This window comes from Ruminiclostridium papyrosolvens DSM 2782 (assembly GCF_029318685.1).
Lineage (GTDB): Bacteria > Bacillota > Clostridia > Acetivibrionales > DSM-1351 > Ruminiclostridium > Ruminiclostridium papyrosolvens.
On sequence record NZ_CP119677.1, the window covers coordinates 2,750,902 to 2,770,240 of the forward strand.

Genomic DNA, 19,339 nt, shown 5'->3' on the forward strand with positions numbered 1-19,339 from the left:
AATAATACTAATTCTGCTTTAAATCCTGAAATTCCTTGTTTAAATTTACCATATTTTATTCTGTTATTACAATTACTTGTAATGTTTTATAAACAGGGTTGATAGTTTGACACAGTTATTCAAATCCTGAATGCTCACCATTTCGCAAGGAGTGTGAACATACCTGCATGGAATTGATATACCTCCGCAGGGTATCCCCGTTCCGGAAGTCTGTATTGCACCGGGGTCACTTCCTCCCCTTTCCAGTAATTCCAAAGTATAAGGAATCCCGTTTTCCTGAGCCAAATCCTGTAAAGTCCTTCGAATCTGAGGATGAGCTATATAAGAAGCATCTTTTACTTTTATTGCCGGACCCTTTCCAAGCTTTACTTCCATGCTGTTGCATTCCGGTGTATCTCCTGTACGTGTTACATCAATTGCAATGGCACAATCGGGCATAATTCCGAAAGCAGCTGTCTTTGCACCTCTTAGTCCCAATTCTTCCTGAGTAGTAAAGACAAAGTAAATCTCATTATCTGTTTTAGGCATGGTTTTTATAAGCTCAATAAGTACTGCACAACCGCTTCTGTCGTCCATGGCCTTCGAAACTGCAAAATCCCCCTGAATATGAAAATCACCTGTAAAGCTGGCTGCATCTCCAACCTTGACGTATTTCTCAGCTTCTTCTTTGCTGGTACAGCCAATATCAATATACATTTTCCCAAGTCTGAGATCCTTCATGTTTTCAAGCTTCTCTTCTGCATTAATGCAACCTACCGTACCATTTTTGAATCTCACTCTTTGTGCAAGTGAATTAAACGCTGACACCCCGCCTAAATTGGAAAACCTTATAAATCCATTATCATCAATAAAGGTAGCTATAACTCCAATTTCATCCATATGTGCCGCAAACATGATTTTCTTTTTCTTGCCTTTTTTTACTGCAATCAGATTACCCATTGCATCAACTTTTATTTCATCAACATTTTTTTTTATTTCAGTAGTAATAATTTCTCTGATATCTTCTTCGTTTCCGGATACACCAAAGGCCTGTGTAACTATTTTTAATGTTTCCTGCATTTAAATCCCTCCAATTTTGTTAACTCGCAGATTTCTATACTGCTGCAATGTTTTTTATAAAGTCTTTGTCTTTGTTTATTTCATTTAATGCCGCAAGTGTAAGTCTTTCTACACATTCAAAATCACTTCTGCTCATAACAGATACGGGAGAATGTATATACCTGCACGGAACAGAAATTGATGCTGTTTTAACACCACTACCCGTTCTTTGTATCTGTCCGGCATCATTTCCACCCGTTGTAGTCTGTTTGTATTGAACTTTTATTCCGTTTTTAACTGCCGTATCATATAAAAACTGTACCAGCTTTCTGTCGCTATAGCAGGTTCTGTCCACCAGTGTAAGAGCTGCACCGTTGCCCAGTTCTGTAGAAAAATCAAAAGGTTTTTCCTCTGGAACATCAGCACAAGTAGTTCCTTCCAGAACAAGTGCTACATCCGGCATAATTTTGAACGCCGCTACCTGTGCGCCTCTAAGCCCTACCTCTTCCTGAACGGTAAAGCAGGCATACAAATCAAACTCAAAGTTATACTTTAATACCTCCATAAGTACTGCACAGCCTACTCTGTCGTCCAGCGCCTTCGCCTTAATACAGTCTTTTCCCAACTCTACATAATCACTGTCAAAAGCTATAAACTCTCCCAAAGGAGCTAATTTCTCGGCTTCTTCCTTTGTATCTGCTCCGATATCTATATATAAATCCTTAATTTTTGCTATCCTGTCCCGTTCCTCAGAACTTTGCTGATGCAGGGGTTTTGCGCCGATTACACCTTCCAGCCTCTTTTTGCCGACCACCACCCTTTTACCGGGCAAAATCCTGCTGTCAATACCCCCAACAGGCTTGAATTTCAAAAATCCCTTTTCCATGTATCCCGAAACCATGAATCCTACTTCATCCATATGAGCTGAAAGCATAACCTTCAGCTTGCCGCTGCTACCTTTTTTATAAGCAATAATATTTCCAATTGTGTCAATCTCTATAGAATCACATAACCCACTAATTTTACTTTTAATGTACTCTCTCACTTCATTTTCATTTCCCGATACACCATTTAAATCTGTAAGTTCTTTTATCAATGTCATACAATCCTCCACCAGCCTTACTGCCGTAATTTTTATATATGATATGAGTTAATCAGATAGTCTTCCATTCCAGAACCTTTTCTAATTTCTCACTGCTCAGTCTCAAAAACTCTGTTATAATTCTGGCCGTATACTTTATATCTTCCAAGTTAACAGTTTCTACAGCAGTATGCATATATCTAACCGGTATTGAAAGCAGAGCGGTAGGTATTCCGCAACCGCTGACCTGAGTCGCCCATGCTTCTGTTCCCGTATCCCCTGATTCAACCATTTTCTGAAAAGGAATACATATATCTTTACCAAGCTCAAATAGCTTTTCTACCATTCCCTGATGGAGATTGGGACCTATTGCTATTTCAGGTCCTTTTCCTGCGATTGAGGATACATCTTTTGAAAGCTCCGGTATGTCTCCATGTCCTGCATCAATTACTATTGCAGCGTCCGGCTTCATCGAAAAAGCAGCTGTGGTAATACCTGCAAGGCTTGTTTCTTCCTGTGTTGAGGCCATAAATATAATATCGTTTTCATGGTTTATATCTTTTAGACCCTGTAATATTTCCATCATGCAAACAATACCCGTACGATTGTCAAAAGACTTCCCGCTGGCTTTGGTTTTGTTCATTAAGGAGAAGCTTGATTTAAAGGATACAACATCCCCTATTGAAACTATTTTTTTAAGCTCTGCTCCTTTTAGTCCAGTATCCACACGTAAATCCTTTATTTTTACTGCCTTTCCTGCATCCTCCGGTTTCATCAGATGTGGAGGCATTGCACCTATTATACCTGTTATGTCTTCCCTGCCGTGGATTATCACTTCCTGTGCCAGCAGTATTTTGCTGTCAATCCCCCCCATCGGACTTATACCGACAAAGCCCTTATCATCAATGGAGTTAACCAGAAAGCCTATTTCATCGCTGTGTGCGGTAACCAAAATCTTTTTTGCAGACTTATTTAATCCTTTTTTCAGGAAAATTACATTGAAAAACTTATCTATTCGGACCTCATCGCAGTAATCCTTAAAGGTTTCAGCAATTTTCGCAGCAGCCGTTGCTTCAAAGCCTGTTACTGCCACAAGTCCTGACAAATACTCTAAACAATTTGTTATTTCCATTCTTCGTTATTCCCCTATTTTTATTTAATCTGTTATTAATCTTTTATATTATACTAGCAAAAAATCATAGATTTTCCTAGAGAATTGAAAATCTTAAAGTACTATAAAAATTTTTATTAATAAATTTATAATATTACTATTGACTTAAGTTAATTTTTTTATTATACTAAAACTCGTCCTTTCGAGGGCCTTTAGCTCAGTTGGTTAGAGCAACCGGCTCATAACCGGTTGGTCCGGGGTTCGAGTCCCTGAAGGCCCACCAATTTGTTTGTTAGTGTTTTAAAAACACTGACAACTTGCCCAGATAGCTCAGTCGGTAGAGCAGGGGACTGAAAATCCCCGTGTCGCTGGTTCGATTCCGGCTCTGGGCACCAAAAAAGAATTTTTCGTCTTAGCTACGAAAAATTCTTTTTTTTATTTCAATTTCAAAGCCATACCTTTGTCAAAAACAACGTCAGCAGCAGATAAACTCCTATACTAATTAAAACATATGGCCATATAACCTGAACAATAGCTATAAAAATTGCCAAAATATCTTTAAAAGATTCTTTTTGTATCAGTTTCATATTTTTACTCCCTACCCCCAAGGTAATTATCAAACAAAATGACAGGCAACTTTATGATTTTGTCCAACATCTTTTAATTCCGGAACCTGTTGTTTACAAATATCGCTGCACTTTGGGCATCTTGTATGAAAGCGGCAGCCCGACGGAGGATTTGCAGGGCTTGGTAAATCCCCGGATAAGACTATTTTTTCTCTTTTAAGTCTGGGGTCAGGCAGTGGGACTGCCGACAGAAGGGCCTTTGTATAGGGATGAAGCGGATTATCATAAAGCTCTGTTTTGTCAGCAATCTCAACAAGGCAGCCAAGATACATTACAGCTACCCGATGAGAAATATGTTTTACTACGCTTAAATCGTGTGATATAAACAAGTAAGAAAATCCATATTCTTTTTGAAGATCAGATAAAAGGTTTATTATCTGTGATTGAATGGATACATCCAATGCCGAAACAGGCTCATCACATACAATAAATTCCGGATTAAGGGCCAAAGCCCTCGCAATGCCGATTCTCTGCCTCTGTCCTCCTGAAAATTCATGAGGATATCTGTCTATATGAAAGGCCAGTAGCCCGCACTGTTCCATAACCTTTAGTACACGTTGTTTTAAATCTTTCCTTTCACAAAAGCCGTGTTCAAGAAGGGCTTCTCCTATTATTTCACCAACCGTAAGTCTGGGATTTAAAGAGCTGTAAGGATCTTGGAAGACAATCTGTATTTTAGGTCTCAGCTTTTGCATTTCCTGTTTTTTTAAGTCAAATATTTCTGTTCCTTTAAATAAAACCTCTCCTCCGGTTTTATCATGGAGTCTTAGAATTGTACGGCCTACGGTACTTTTTCCGCAGCCTGATTCGCCTACCAAACCCAAGGTTTCACCTTTATTTATATCAAAGGATATATCTTCTACTGCCTTAACATGTCCTACTGTTCTCTGAAATACTCCTCCTTTTATGGGAAAGTACTTTTTCAGATTTTTCACTTTCAGTAAAGCTTCACTCATTTTGTCACCTCCCCAAATAATGTACACGCTACAAAATGGTCATTTCCCATGTCAATCAGCTTGGGGAAACCTTGTTTACAGACATCCTTGCACATTTTACACCTATCTGAGAAATAACAGATTTCAGGCAAATTAATAAGGTTTGGTACTTGCCCGGGTATTGTATAAAGCCTGTCGCTTACAGTAGTTATACTCGGTTTTGATTTCAGAAGCCCTATTGTGTAAGGATGCATTGGATTAAGATAAATATCGTTTACATGTCCCTGTTCAATTATTCTTCCAGCGTACATTACTATTACATAATCCGCCATTTCGGCTACAACACCAAGATCATGTGTGATTAACATTATGGAAGTGCCGAATTTTTTCTTTATTTCTTTTAATAAATCCAGTATTTGCGCTTGTATTGTAACATCCAAAGCAGTTGTGGGTTCATCTGCAATCAAAAGTTCAGGATTGCAGGAAAGTGCCATGGCTATCATGATTCTCTGTCTCATACCTCCTGATAATTCATGGGGATATGAGTCATATATACCTTCTGCACGAGAAATCCCAACAGTTGAAATCATTTCAATTGCTTTCTCCCTCGCCTGTTTTTTAGTTAATTTTTCATGAAGTATAAGTGATTCTGCAATTTGGTTACCAACTGTAAAAACAGGATTTAGCGAAGTCATAGGCTCCTGAAATATCATGGATATCCTGTCACCGTTTATTTTCCTCATTTCACTCTGGGATAGCTTTACAAGATCCTGACCATTGAAAAACACCTGTCCATCAACTATTTTCCCCGGTTCTTGTATTAAACGCATAATGGAAAGAGACATGACACTCTTTCCACAACCTGACTCACCTACTATGCCTATCGTTTGTCCCTTATTTACCTCAAAGGAGACGCCGTTTACTGCTTTAACAACACCTGCATCAGTATAAAAAAATGTATGTAAATCTTTAATTTCCAAAAGTTTTTCAGACATAAACGCTTCTTCCTCCTACTTTTTCATTTTAGGGTCAAAGGCATCCCGTAGGCCGTCACCCACAAAATTAATAGCCAGAACTATCATGAAAATGCATATTCCCGGCGGTATCCACAGCCATGAGCGGAGAATGAAATCATTGGTATCCCTAACTGCCTGAACCATGTTTCCCCATGAAGGGAACGGCATAGCCACACCAAGTCCTAGAAAGGACAGCGCTGATTCCATCAATATGGCGTCACCTATCCCAAGAGTTGCAGATACAATTATACTTGGGATAACATTAGGAATAAGGTGTCTTACTATTTTCCGCCTGTCCTTGAGCCCAAGTGCTTCCGCAGCAATCATATACTCCTGTTCACGCAAGGTAAGAATCTGTCCGCGAACCAATCTTGCCATTACAGGCCAACTAAGAATACCTATAATAAACATTACAAAATATATCCTGCGCTCTGGAGGTATATTTAAATCAGACATTATCGCACCTATAATTATTACAACAGGCAAAAAAGGAATACTTAGGAATATATCTACTACCCTCATTAGAAAATTATCAATTTTGCCGCTGTAATAGCCTGCCAAGCCTCCCAAAGTAGTACCTAAGAGTATTTCCAGAAGTACGGCAACAAAGCCTACGGTTATGGAGATTCTCCCTCCGTACATCAAACGTGTTAAAATATCACGCCCGCTGCTGTCAGTACCCAATAAATGCTCCGGCCCCGGTTTAAGCTTTGCCATAATTATATCTGTTTTCAGTAAAGGATATTTAGAGAATACAGGCCCGTAAAAACATATTATAATAAGAAAAGTTATCAGAAATAATCCCACTATAGCCAATTTGTTTCTTTTGAATTGTTTAATAGCCATAGACCAAGGGGTCTGTATATTGTCGCCTTTGTTGCGTTCCCTGATATCCAGTATTTTGAGAACTGCTACAAAAATCAATGCTACAAAAGCCACTATAACCAGAAGCCTTGCACCGGGCCCGGTCTGAGACGTAATATCACTGCTTTTGAATATTGATTTTCCATCACCGGTTTTTAGTTCAAGAAGGATAGTCCCAAAAAAATCAGTTATTGAAGTCTGACTGTTGGAAAGCTGTACTCCATAAGATATTACTGCAACTATAACCGAACCCAAAGCGCCGGAGAGTGCTTTACTGCTTTTACGGAAATGATAGTATGCTAAAAAGGCAATGGCAGCAATAAACAGTAAAAATGATACAAGCAGAGGAACTGAAGTACTGGTAAATACATATGTCTGTATATTTTCAGTTAGCTTGTGAAGCTCTTTTCTTTTGAACAGCGACGTTATAAGAGTAAACCCGTTTATTGAACTGTAATCCTTAAATGTGAGAAATGGGAGTATGTAACACAAAACTGCTGCAAACAATGCTATCATAGCTAATATTTTTATCTTCATTTTTCTTTCCACCTCACTTTAACTTAACTCTGGGATCAACAATTGCATAGAAAATATCCGAAAGCAGATTTCCCAGAAGGGTAAGTACAGCAACAAACAGTGAAAACCCCATCAAAAGGGGATAATCTCTTTTTGTAACCGCTTCCAGTGCAATTTTTCCTATACCCGGAATACCAAATATACTTTCTGTTATGATTGCACCTGAAAATAATCCGGGGAGTGAAAGACCAATAAGAGTAACAATAGGAATCAGTGCATTTCGCAATGCATGTTTATATATAACTACCTTTTCACTTAGACCTTTTGCTCTGGCAGTCCTTATATAATCCTGTTTTACTATTTCAAGGACAGCAGTTCTTGTATACCTCATCATAGACCCTGCACTAATCAACGCAAGTACCAAGACCGGCAGTATCATATGTTTCAGTCGGTCAATGATAAATGCAATCCCCATATAGCTGGAACCTGGGGTATCCAAACCCGCCAGCGGCAGAATATGAAGGTTTACGGCAAATATTTTTATTAAAATATATCCAAGGAAAAAGGATGGAAAGGAAATTCCGATTAAAGCTAAAAAAGTAAAGATCATATCAGTTTTTGAATATTGTCTGGTAGCTGAGATAATACCTATAGGAATTGCAATAAGCAGCTCAAGGATAAAGGCCACCAGCGCAATACTGAAAGAATTCCATACATATGTATTGATTACGGTAGAAACGGGTTTCTGATAGGTAAACGAATCACCGAAGTCAAAATGAATGGCTCCTTTAATCCATTTAAAATATTTGAGAAAAATCGGGTCGTTAATCCCGTAAATATCTTTAAGATGTTGAATTTGCTGGGGTGTCATATGTGTCGAGGAAACTTTTGAATCAATAAAATTTCCGGGAACCAGATTTATAATCAAGAATAATATTATGGAAACTCCAATTAAAATTGGTATCATCTGAAGGATTCTTCTGGCCAAGTAATTCCACATGTCACAACTCTCCTGTCGTTTGTTTATTTGGGTTAAAGAGAATGCCCGTGCATTTTAATGACGGACATTCTCAAAAACAAAATGTGAAAATTTCTTACTTTCCAACTTCCGCTTTATATAAGTTATAGAAGAAATCCCTGAAAGATGATAGTTCGTAGTTCTTTATTCTGGAATTAGCTACCCACATGTCACTTCTCTGATAAACAAAAAGTACAGGTAAGTCGTTATTCAAAATTTTGTAGAGTTCCTTGTAAATAGGTTTTCTCTTTTCTGTGCTTATTTCATTCAGCCCTTTTTCACACAGATTATCTACTTTGTCATTTTTATAATTGTAATAGTTTTGAGATGCGGTTGATTTATATGCATTTGCTAATGAATTGTCAGGGTCCGGGGTAAGTCCGCTAGCCATAAAATAAGCTTCCAGCTTCTTTTTGGTTGCCTTTTGCTGAAGAGTCGGCCAGTCAAGATTCTCAACTGTAACATCTATTCCCAGCTTTGCATAATCGTCCTTCATAACCGGAACCATAATGTCCGTTACAGGATGAGGACTCATGCAGGAGAACTTAATTTTGAACTCTTTACCGTCCTTTTCACGTTTTCCGTTACTGTTCAGCTTCCAGCCTGCTTCATCCAACAGCTGTCCGGCTTTATCCAGATTGTATTCATATGTATTGCAGCCCTCATCGTCGTATGCCCATGATACATTTGATTCAGGTATATTTACGACTCTTGCATATTCGCCGTATACCTTTTCTACGACAGCAGCTCTGTTAAGGGCATACATAAGTGCCTGCCGTACTTTTACATCACTGAATTTTGGGTCAGCATCGTTTAATCCCACATATCCGTAACCATTGGTAGGGAATCTGTATATGTCTATAAATCCGGCATCCTTTGCCGCTTTCATATTGTCAGGTGAAACATCAGCCATATCAATATCCGTCTCTCCTGCTTTAACCCTTTGAAGTTCCTGTCCTGTAGGTGTTATTGAAAATATCAGATTTTTGATTTTAGGAGCTCCCTTGAAATAATTTTCGTTAGCCACAAGCTTCAGCTCCTGCCCTGCTTTATACTCTACAAACTTATATTGGCCTGTACCCATTGGTGCTCCGTTTTTTTCCTTGACTTTTGCTGTATCACCCTTTTTGAAATCAGCACCATAGTACTTCTTTTCAAGTAACGGAACCTGTAATCCATAGATTGCAGGACCACTGGCTTTGTCAACGGTAATCTGCAGTGTTTTGTCATCAATTACCTTTATTCCTTCAATTTTATCAGCCTTACCTTTTTTATATGCATCAAGGCCTTTTATAAATGCTTTTGATATATCCGACGGCCCATCATAATTAGGGTCGGCTTCCAGATAATACGCGAATTCTAAATCAGTGGCTGTAGCAGGATTTCCATCCCAGAACTTAACTCCGTCTTTGATTGTAAAAGTATATGTAAGTCCGTCATCCGAAACTTTATAATCTGTTGCACCCGGCATTGCCTTGCCGTCAAAATCAACGTCTACATTAAAATCAAACATGGTATATATCATATACCAATCATAAGCATTATCTCCGTATAAAAAATTAAATATTCCTGTTGTATCCGGTAAACCAATAACTAATGTGTCTTTTCTGTCTGTTGCAACTTTAGGACTCTTTAAAGGATCTGTAGCAGAAGTATATTCAACACCGTACTTCTTGTAGTCAAATCCTGTCTGAGTAGCCTTTGTTCCTGCTGACGTGTTTAATGACGAGCTTCCGGATGTATTCCCGGTTTCTGATTTACTGGTGCATGCAGGTATGGTCAAAATAATTGACAATACAATTGATAATATTGCTAATCTCTTCTTCATTGCAATCCCCCTTATTTAATGTTAATAGCATTTTGCTTACAAAAAAACACAGATATTCTGCAATATGGAGCACCCTTGCTTCCAATAGAATTAATCCATGCTAAACTTAACATGCATGTTTTAAGCCAGATTGTAATTTGTAATTATTTGTTATTTTACCATATATTTCTTTGTTTAGCAATTTGTAACTCATATTTATAATTATGTTATTATTTTTCAAGAAGTATTCTTCATCTAAATATAATTAAATAAAATTATCAAAAGTTGTTGACAAGATGTAGTATTTAGTGCATAATCTTATTTGTTGCTGAAAACAACATATTGATTTTGGAGGGGTTCCCGAGTGGCCAAAGGGGGCAGACTGTAAATCTGTTGTCTCTGACTTCGATGGTTCGAATCCATCTCCCTCCACCAAAAAAACTCTGTACATTCGTATTTATACTTTGTACAGAGTTTTTTCTTGTCCTAATTTCTTTAGGAAACATAATGTTTTTACATTTTTTATTTTACAAATATATTACAGCTATTGACAGGACTTACTATGCTGTAATAACATATGTTGGTAATGTATTCTCTATATTACAAATTCGGTGAAAGGAGTGTTTAAAAAATATGTACAATAAAATTAGCGGGGTATTTAATACATAATTTAATATCGGACCTTTATGTAAAACAATTGTAATTTTGTTTTGCTTTTTTAAGGTCAGCACTTAAGTAACCGTCATACAGTTAAATATGTTAAATAAATATATTGAACACGATGCTTGCGTTATCGTGTTTTTTTATTCCTTATTTTTCAAAAATATTTCATAATATACCCTGTTTTCAAGTGCTATTGACTGTTACTAAGTAATCATTACATTTTATATAAGGAGATTTATCATGCAATCAAAAAACAAAGGTCGATTCAAGATGCTATACTCATACATGGAAGGATATAAGTGGTTGTTTGCTTTTGCAGTGTTGTTTACAATGTTAGCAATAGTATTCAATTATCTGATGCCGCAAATAACTAAGATTATAGTCGATTCAGTTATTGGCAATGAAGAGTTAAAACTGCCAAAATTCATTCTGAATTATATAAATACCCATGGAGGCAGAGATATGCTGAGAAGCAATCTGCTTGGCTGCTCCCTTCTGGCACTTTTACTTGCCGCATTATCAGGCTTGTTTACATTACTTTTCAGAATATGTATTGCGAAGGCTTCTGAAGGTACAATCCGTAAAATGAGAAACCACCTGTTCAATCATATTCAGAGACTGCCTTACAGCTGGCATGTCAAAAACCAGACCGGGGACATAATACAAAGATGTACTTCGGATGTTGAGGTTATAAGAAATTTTATCTCTCAGCAGCTTATAGAAATGATAAGAACTGTTTTTTTAGTAGGCTTCTCTATTACCATTATGTTTACAATGAATATCAGGCTCTCTCTTATAGCACTGGCCTTCTTCCCTGTCGTTGTGGCATATTCGGCAATTTTCTATCATAAAATTGCTGCTAAGTTTAAATTTGCAGACGAAGCAGAGGGTGCATTGTCTGCAATGGTACAGGAAAACCTCACGGGAGTACGTGTAGTGCGTGCTTTTGGACGTCAGAACCATGAAATTGAAAACTTTGATAATAAAAATGATCATTTTGCCAACTACTGGATTAAACTAGGCTTTCTTCTAAGTAAATACTGGGGTATAGGAGATTTTGTTTCAGGGCTTCAGGTTTCATTAATTGTAATCATGGGCTCAATCGACGCATCAAAGGGAATTATTACTCTTGGTGAATTTTTGGTATTTGTTTTCTATAATTCTATGTTGATTTGGCCCGTAAGGAACTTTGGACGTATCCTTTCGGAGCTTAGTAAAACCAGTGTTTCTCTGAATCGTATACTGGAAATAGTTGCTGAGGAAGAAGAAAAAGATTGTGAAGACGCTGTGACACCTGACATGACAGGCGATATTGAGTTTAGGAATGTCAATTTCGATTATGAAGGTGTTAAGCCTGTTCTAAAGGATATCTCATTCAGAATTAAGTCAGGAACCACTTTTGGAATACTGGGGGGTACTGGTTCCGGTAAATCTACAATAACATATCTTCTGGACAGATTATATAACCTGCCAGAAGGTCAGGGTTCAATTGAAATTGGCGGAATGGATATCAGGAAAATACAGCTTGAACATCTCCGTAAGAATATTGGCTTTGTTCTTCAGGAACCGTTTTTATTTTCTAAAACCATTAAGGAAAACATAGATATTTTTGAAAATACCGGGAATATGGAGCGAATCCGCAATTGTGCAGATATTGCTGCAGTAGATGAAGCCATTATGAGCTTTTCCAAGAATTATGACACTATTGTTGGTGAGCGTGGAGTTACTCTCTCGGGAGGACAAAAGCAAAGAGTCGCTATTGCAAGAATGCTTATGCAGCAGCCGCCTATTATGATATTTGACGACTCCCTTTCTGCAGTCGACTCTGAAACAGATACAAAAATCCGTAGTGCCTTAAAGAATAGCACAGGTCAAAGTACAGTACTCCTGATTTCCCATAGAATTACCACATTAATGCAGGCAGACGTAATCATGGTTCTGGATAACGGTAAAATAACGGAAATCGGTTCACATACTGAATTACTTGCCAATGACAAAGGTATCTATAAAAAAATATACGATATACAAAGCAGTCTTGAAACTGAGCTTTCAGATTCAGCTGTCCAAACTGGAGGTGGCAATTAATGGCATATTATGAAGAAGAAGATTACAAAAAACCTTTTTCAATAAAGGTCTGGAAAAATGTTGTTCCCTTTGTAAAGCTTTATAAAAAACCCTTTGCAAAGGCTATGTCATTTTTAATACTTGTTTCTTTAATTGACATTTTATATCCGTTTTTTCAACGGTATGCTATAAACAATTTTATAACACCAAAGTCTACTGACGGAATAGAGAAATTTGCCTTGGTAAACCTTTGTGTACTAATTATTCAGGCTATAGCAGTAATTGTTTTCATACGAAATGCAATGACTGTTGAGCTTAATGTATCAAAGTCCATCAGAAAGTCTCTTTTTGTACACTTGCAAAAGCTTTCCTTTACTTATTACAACAAGACTCCTGTGGGCTATATGATGGCAAGAGTTATGAGTGATACCGGAAGGATAGGCCAAATGGTATCCTGGGGTCTGATTGATTTGCTATGGGCTGTTATTTATGTAATCGGCGTTTTCATAGCAATGTTGTTCCTTAACGTTAAGCTGGCCCTGTTGGTAATGACTATTATTCCTTTTATTTCTGTTATAACTATGTACTTTCAGAAAAAGATTCTGCACGTTAACAGAAAAATAAGAAAAATTAATTCAACCATGACAGGTGCTTTCAATGAAGGGATAACAGGAGCAAGAACCTCTAAAACTCTGGTAATTGAAGACAACAACCTGAAGGATTTTTCACAGGTTACCGATAAGTTCTACTCTTCGACTATGCGTGCAACTGTATTGAATGCTGTATTTATACCAATCATTCTGTGTTTCAGCGCAACTTCTCTCACGATGGTATTGACTTACGGCGGTTACGTTGTAATGAAAAACCCAATGGAATTAGGTACACTCTCTGTATTCATAACCTACGCTGTCAGCATTTTCGAGCCAATACAGCAAATAGCCCGTGTATTTGCTGACTTCGTGTCTACTCAGGCAAATATAGAACGTGTTACAGGTCTGTTAGAGACTGAGCCTGATATAACGGATACTCCTCAGGTTATTGAAAAATATGGAGATAATTTTAATCCCAAGAAAGAAAACTGGGAAATGTTAGTAGGAGACATTGAGTTTAAAAATGTTACTTTTAAATACCCTGACGGTGACGAATATATACTGACAGATTTTAATCTGAAAATACCGGCAGGAACAACCGTTGCAATCGTTGGTGAGACCGGTGCAGGTAAAAGTACTCTGGTTAATCTTGCATGCAGGTTTTTTGAGCCAACTGAAGGTCAGATACTCATAGACGGAAGAGATTACAGGGAGCGTTCACAATTGTGGCTGCACAATAACATAGGCTATGTTCTCCAAAGTCCACACCTGTTTTCGGGAACTGTACGGGATAATATTCGTTACGGTAAGTTCGATGCCACTGATGATGAGATAGAAGCCGCCATAAAAATAGTGGCTGCAGACAGTGTAATTAACAGTCTGGAAAACGGTCTTGACACAAATATAGGCGAAGGCGGCGACCGACTCTCTACTGGCGAAAAACAACTGATTTCATTTGCACGTGCAGTTATTTCAGACCCAAGGATTTTCGTACTTGACGAAGCAACCTCCTCCATTGACACTCAGACTGAGCAAATGATTCAGGAAGCAATAATGCATATTCTTAAAAACAGGACATCGTTTTTAATTGCTCACAGACTTTCTACTATTAAGAAAGCAGATATTATTCTGGTTGTTAAAAATGGTAAAATTATGGAATGTGGGAATCACAGCGAGCTGCTTAAGCAAAAAGGGTACTACTATTCCCTGTACAAAAAGCAGTTCGAAGAAGAAACTGGTGCAGCAGTTTTGAATAATGCATAAATTAACTTGTAAGTGCTGAACCGTTGTGTAATGTTCACAAGTTCAAATAAATGTGAAGCACAATTCATAGCTTTTGCTGAAATTGTAGGCTCACAGTAATCCTTTTTTACGTAAAGTGACAGGATGACACTTTATGCAACACGCCGAGCACACGATGTGCGAGTCGTTGCAACGTTAAAAAAGGTGAGCTGTGAGCCGAACTTATTTCAAGCAATAGCTTTGTGTGCAAACATTTTATTTGAAGCTTGTTCAGGGTAAACATACAACCTTGGTATCTGCACCAATGCAAGTAAATTAATAATTATCTTCCCCCATTGATAAATTTTATTAATAATTGATATAATACCCATATCAAATGACATGGAGAGAACAAATGAAGGTACTTGGAATAGTTGCTGAATACAACCCTTTTCATAACGGGCATATGTATCATATAGAAGAATCAAAAAAACTTACCGGCTGTGATGCCGTAGTTTGTGTAATGAGCGGTAACTTTATACAGAGAGGCGAACCTGCTATAATTAATAAATTTGCCCGAACCGAAATCGCACTTGGACACGGTGTGGATTTAGTCATAGAGCTGCCTGTTCCCTTTGCGGTATCAAGTGCAGAATTTTTTGCATATGGTGCCGTAAGCATACTGAACAGCATAGGTATAGTTGATTGTCTTTCTTTTGGGAGTGAGTCAGGAGATATTCAATCTCTTCAAGAATTGGCCGAAATTCTTGTCTCCGAGCCGGAAAGCTATAGGAACGAATTGAAAAGCCAGTTGTCCGCAGGACTTTCCTTCCCTGTTTGCAGACAAAAAGCTTTGGAAAAATATCTAAAAACACAGGATAAATCCAATGAGGCTCTTGCAAGTCTGCTTGAAACTTCTAACAATATACTTGCTCTGGAATATTTAAAGGCTCTTATAAAGCTTAACAGCAACATACAGCCGTCTACAGTAAAAAGGATATCCAACAGCTATAATACCCAAGAACTTACAGGAGATATTTCCAGTGCCACTGCTATCAGAAACATTATTCACCGGAGTAAAGTTGTTTTCGGCAGTCAAGCCATGCCGCTACTGGCACAAAAGATTTTGGAAAGGGAAATTTCCATGGGCAGAGGGCCAAATAGCTTGTATTCTTATGAAAATATTTTGCTGGCCTTTCTTCGTCGCGCTACACCACAAGAATTGGAGAGTATTCAGGATGTTTCTGAAGGTCTGGAATATAGGATTAAAAATGCCGCAGAAAACTCAGGCTCTTTTGATGAGCTTCTTGCCAATATATGCACTAAACGTTATCCTAAAACACGTATACAAAGAATACTCATATCTCTTCTTGCCGGAATGAAAAGGATTGATACGGAGAAATTCATGAAAAGTGGTGGTCCTCAATATGCCAGAATTTTAGGTTTTAACGAAAAAGGACGTGAACTGCTGTCCGTTATGAAAAAGAAGTCGGCAATTCCCGTTGTAACCAAGGCATCCGGCTACAAGACCTCCTCAGACAGTTTGGTTTCACGAATGCTGGAGATTGAGGCTCAGGCTACAGACACATATGTTTTGGCATACAAAAACCCGGCTTTCAAAAAAGCCGGGCAAGAATTTACTCAAAATATTGTAATTTGCAGGTAAATAGTATTATATTTCCATTATTATAGGCAATATCATTGGTTTACGCTTTGTACGCTCATAAATACAGTCCTTTAGAGCCTCTCTTATAGCTGACTTTCTTATGGACCAGTCTCCCTGATGTTTAGAAGAACTTTTGAATATTGCCTGTTTTGCTATTTCTTTAAGCTGTTCCATCAAATCCTCAGATTCACGGACATATACAAAGCCTCTTGAGATTATATCCGGTCCTGCAACTACATTTCCGGTATCACCCTCTATTGTAATTACCACAACTATTAATCCATCTTGTGAAAGATGCTTTCTGTCTCTTAAAACAACATTTCCTACGTCTCCGACACCTAAACCGTCAACAAGAACCTTACCTGACGTAACAGACCCGTTTATTTTTGCTGAGTCATTTGTAAGCTCCAGAACCTTCCCTATTTCCATTATGAATATCTTCTCTCTTGGCAAACCCATTTTCAGGGCAAGCTCAGCATGCTGTCTCAGATGCCTGTGTTCTCCATGTACCGGCATAAAGAACTTTGGTTTAACTAAGTTATGAATCAGCTTAATTTCTTCCTGACACGCATGTCCTGATACATGGACATCCGCAAGTGCTTCATATATTACCTTTGCTCCCTTTTTGAACAGCTCATTTATTACCTTAGAAATCAGTTTTTCATTTCCGGGTATTGGTGAAGCTGATATAATAACCAAATCATCAGGAACTATTTCAACTTTTTTATGTTCATTGAATGTAATCCTTGTAAGAGCTGACATTGGTTCACCCTGACTGCCTGTAGTTATTATTACAAGCTTGTCCCTTGGCACCTTGTCCATGCTGTCAAGATCAATCAATACTCCTTCCGGCACATTCAGATAACCCAACTCCATTGCAACATTTACAACATTAATCATACTTCTTCCAAGAACTGTAACCTTACGTCCGAATTTAACGGCTGCATTGAATATCTGCTGAACTCTGTGAACGTTTGAAGCAAAAGTTGCTACCAGAATTCTGCTTTTGCAGTTCATAAATATCTCGTCAAAGGTCTCTCCTACCGTACGCTCCGAAAGTGTATATCCTTCGTTTTCTACATTTGTACTGTCACACATTAGCAGAAGTACACCCTTCTTGCCTATTTCCGCAAGTCTTGCGAGATCCATTGGCTGTCCCTCTATTGGGGTATAGTCAATTTTAAAATCTCCCGTATGGATTACAGTACCGATAGGTGTGAATATAGCCAAAGCTACGGCATCGGCAATACTGTGAGTGGATCGTATAAACTCTACTTTAAAAGCTCCTAATTCTACAGTCTGTCCCTGATGAACCGTTTCCATCTGAACCGAATCAAGAAGTCCATGTTCTTCAAGTTTGCACTTTATCAAACCAAGTGTAAGCTTTGTTCCGTATATAGGTACATTTAATTCCCTCAATACATATGGCAGTGCACCTATATGGTCCTCGTGACCATGAGTCAGAACAATACCTCTTACTTTTTCTTTATTTTTAATCAAATACGTAACATCAGGTATTACCAAATCTATGCCCAGCATTTCATCTTCGGGAAATGAAAGTCCGCAATCAACAACCAGAATGTCATCACCGTATTCAAAAGCAGTTATATTTTTACCTATTTCCTGTAATCCGCCTAAGGGTATTACTTTTAATTTCTTTTTACTCTTTGACACAATTAAACCTCCATTTTAACTAAATAATAAAATCAAAACCTATTTGAGCTGTTATATTGAGAAATAACATAGTTATATTCATGTAAAATTTGCTCCGTTATTCTATTCCAATTATAAAGCTTATGTACATTTTTTAACGCATTAATACTAATCTGTCTTGCTAAATTATCATCACAAAGCAGTTCAAGAATACAGTCTGCCAGAGAATTGGAATTTCCGCTGTAAAATTTCATTCCATTCACCCTGTGTTCCACTATTTCCATAAGCCCTCCGGTATCTGATACCACTACTGGAATGCCTGCAACCATTCCTTCAAGTGCCACAATTCCAAAAGGTTCATAGGTACTTGGAAAAACTGCAATATCTGAACATTTGTATAACTTCTGTAAAACCTCCTCACCTACAAAACCGGTAAAATAAACTCTGTTCTGAATTTTCAGATTACGGCTTTGTTCAATTAAACTATTTAAACACGGTCCTTTGCCCGCAATTACAAACTTAACATCGTTATAACTTCTTATAATTTTAGGTATTGCATTTAGTAATACATGCACTCCCTTTTCACTTACAAGTCTTCCCACAAAAAATACAATTTTTTCATTTGGGGCAGCATAATTATTTCTGAATTTAAAATCATATTCTATGTTATCGAATTTATCTAATTCGATTCCATTACTTATTACACTTATTTTATCCCCAGATATATTAAATATAGATTTAATTTCTTCTTTCATATATTTACTATTTACTATTAATTTTCTCGATTCTTCAGAAAGCATTACTTCAACATCGTTGATTGCTTTTTGCATATCAGAGTAAATTCCGTTATTCCTACCAAATTCAGTTGCATGAATGGTGGAAATCAACGGAATTGAAAAGGAGTTTTTCAAAACTTTTGCAGCGTAAGCAACAAGCCAGTCATGTGCATGAATAATGTCAAATCTGTTTTCCTGTAAAAGTTTGACTGCCGTTTCAAGCATTGAGAAGTTCAGTTGCAAAACCCATTCTATAAAGTTGGTTGTAGAAACCTCTCTGACATGGACTCTATGTACTGTTACATTACCTTCAATTTCTAAATCAGGTGTACCATCTTCCCAACAGGTAACAATGTGCACCTGATTACCGCAATTACCTAACATATGTGCCAAATCATGCACTACTCTTGAAATACCTCCAATTATTCTTGGTGGGTATTCCCATGAAAGCATTAATATTTTCATAAATATTCCTCATTTTCAATGAAGATATATAATGTATATACATAAAATTACAAATAACCTATACCATTTTATCATAATGGTATATCTTTTTCAAAATAAACATTTTATGTTATATTTAAAATTTATTCCTAAAAGTAATTGACACTATATTAGAATAAAACTATAATATTATTACCAATATATACGTCTCTTTTGTTTTCCCCGGACGGATAACAAAGAAGATTACTTA

At 37.4% G+C, this 19,339-nt stretch carries 14 protein-coding genes and 3 tRNA genes; 6 read left to right on the plus strand and 11 right to left on the minus strand.

Translation table 11 applies throughout. From position 1 onward, the window contains the following. Positions 1-72 precede the first annotated feature (72 nt). From P0092_RS12205 to P0092_RS12215, 3 genes are read right to left on the minus strand one after another with little or no spacing between them, the layout of a single operon-like run. The gene (locus P0092_RS12205) at positions 73-1,059 is read right to left on the minus strand and encodes a M42 family metallopeptidase (protein WP_004617920.1); all 987 of its coding nucleotides are present in this window, start codon (positions 1,057-1,059) and stop codon (positions 73-75) included. Between the two features lie 34 nt (positions 1,060-1,093). Beyond that, positions 1,094-2,140, minus strand: a complete 1,047-nt coding sequence (locus P0092_RS12210) for a M42 family metallopeptidase (RefSeq protein ID WP_004617919.1) — start codon at positions 2,138-2,140, stop codon at positions 1,094-1,096. 52 nt (positions 2,141-2,192) lie between these two features. Beyond that, positions 2,193-3,251, minus strand: coding sequence for a zinc-binding metallopeptidase family protein (locus P0092_RS12215; protein ID WP_004617918.1), 1,059 nt, complete (start codon positions 3,249-3,251; stop codon positions 2,193-2,195). 185 nt (positions 3,252-3,436) lie between these two features. Here P0092_RS12215 and P0092_RS12220 point away from each other — a divergent pair. Together P0092_RS12220 and P0092_RS12225 are read left to right on the plus strand one after the other, a co-directional pair. Further along, positions 3,437-3,513: transfer RNA gene (locus P0092_RS12220), tRNA-Ile, on the plus strand. A gap of 36 nt (positions 3,514-3,549) precedes the next feature. Further along, positions 3,550-3,625 (plus strand) — tRNA-Phe (locus P0092_RS12225). A gap of 51 nt (positions 3,626-3,676) precedes the next feature. Here P0092_RS12225 and P0092_RS12230 read toward each other — a convergent pair. The 6 genes from P0092_RS12230 to P0092_RS12255 all read right to left on the minus strand — a co-directional run bounded on the left by P0092_RS12230 (position 3,677) and on the right by P0092_RS12255 (position 10,033). Beyond that, positions 3,677-3,817 carry a hypothetical protein gene (locus P0092_RS12230; RefSeq protein WP_004617917.1) on the minus strand — a complete coding sequence of 47 codons (141 nt, stop codon included), beginning with the start codon at positions 3,815-3,817 and terminating at the stop codon, positions 3,677-3,679. Between the two features lie 29 nt (positions 3,818-3,846). Then, complete coding sequence (locus tag P0092_RS12235) at positions 3,847-4,812, minus strand: ABC transporter ATP-binding protein (protein ID WP_004617916.1); 966 nt, start codon at positions 4,810-4,812, stop codon at positions 3,847-3,849. Continuing rightward, positions 4,809-5,786, minus strand: coding sequence for an ABC transporter ATP-binding protein (locus tag P0092_RS12240; protein WP_004617915.1), 978 nt, complete (start codon positions 5,784-5,786; stop codon positions 4,809-4,811). The genes P0092_RS12235 and P0092_RS12240 overlap by 4 nt, the downstream gene beginning before the upstream one ends. A gap of 15 nt (positions 5,787-5,801) precedes the next feature. Then, the gene (gene opp4C / locus P0092_RS22150; protein ID WP_242831738.1) at positions 5,802-6,653 is read right to left on the minus strand and encodes an oligopeptide ABC transporter permease; all 852 of its coding nucleotides are present in this window, start codon (positions 6,651-6,653) and stop codon (positions 5,802-5,804) included. Between the two features lie 568 nt (positions 6,654-7,221). Then, positions 7,222-8,187: an ABC transporter permease gene (locus P0092_RS12250; protein ID WP_004617913.1), complete on the minus strand. Its 966-nt coding sequence runs from the start codon at positions 8,185-8,187 to the stop codon at positions 7,222-7,224. 94 nt (positions 8,188-8,281) lie between these two features. Continuing rightward, the gene (locus tag P0092_RS12255) at positions 8,282-10,033 is read right to left on the minus strand and encodes an ABC transporter substrate-binding protein (RefSeq protein ID WP_004617912.1); all 1,752 of its coding nucleotides are present in this window, start codon (positions 10,031-10,033) and stop codon (positions 8,282-8,284) included. Positions 10,034-10,362: 329 nt separating this feature from the next. On the opposite strand from P0092_RS12255, the gene P0092_RS12260 reads away from it, so the two are divergent. From P0092_RS12260 to P0092_RS12275, 4 genes are all read left to right on the plus strand, one after another. Then, positions 10,363-10,447, plus strand: a tRNA-Tyr gene (locus P0092_RS12260). Positions 10,448-10,915: 468 nt separating this feature from the next. Continuing rightward, positions 10,916-12,760, plus strand: coding sequence for an ABC transporter ATP-binding protein (locus tag P0092_RS12265; protein WP_004617911.1), 1,845 nt, complete (start codon positions 10,916-10,918; stop codon positions 12,758-12,760). Next, positions 12,760-14,592, plus strand: coding sequence for an ABC transporter ATP-binding protein (locus P0092_RS12270; RefSeq protein ID WP_004617910.1), 1,833 nt, complete (start codon positions 12,760-12,762; stop codon positions 14,590-14,592). The genes P0092_RS12265 and P0092_RS12270 overlap by 1 nt, the downstream gene beginning before the upstream one ends. Before the next feature lie 373 nt (positions 14,593-14,965). Continuing rightward, positions 14,966-16,216, plus strand: coding sequence for a nucleotidyltransferase (locus P0092_RS12275; protein ID WP_004617909.1), 1,251 nt, complete (start codon positions 14,966-14,968; stop codon positions 16,214-16,216). A 6-nt stretch (positions 16,217-16,222) separates the two neighbouring features. On the opposite strand, the gene P0092_RS12280 is transcribed toward P0092_RS12275, so the two are convergent. Next, positions 16,223-17,890, minus strand: coding sequence for a ribonuclease J (locus tag P0092_RS12280; RefSeq protein WP_004617908.1), 1,668 nt, complete (start codon positions 17,888-17,890; stop codon positions 16,223-16,225). A 32-nt stretch (positions 17,891-17,922) separates the two neighbouring features. Further along, positions 17,923-19,110, minus strand: a complete 1,188-nt coding sequence (locus tag P0092_RS12285) for a glycosyltransferase family 4 protein (protein ID WP_004617907.1) — start codon at positions 19,108-19,110, stop codon at positions 17,923-17,925. Between the last annotated feature and the right edge of the window lie 229 nt (positions 19,111-19,339).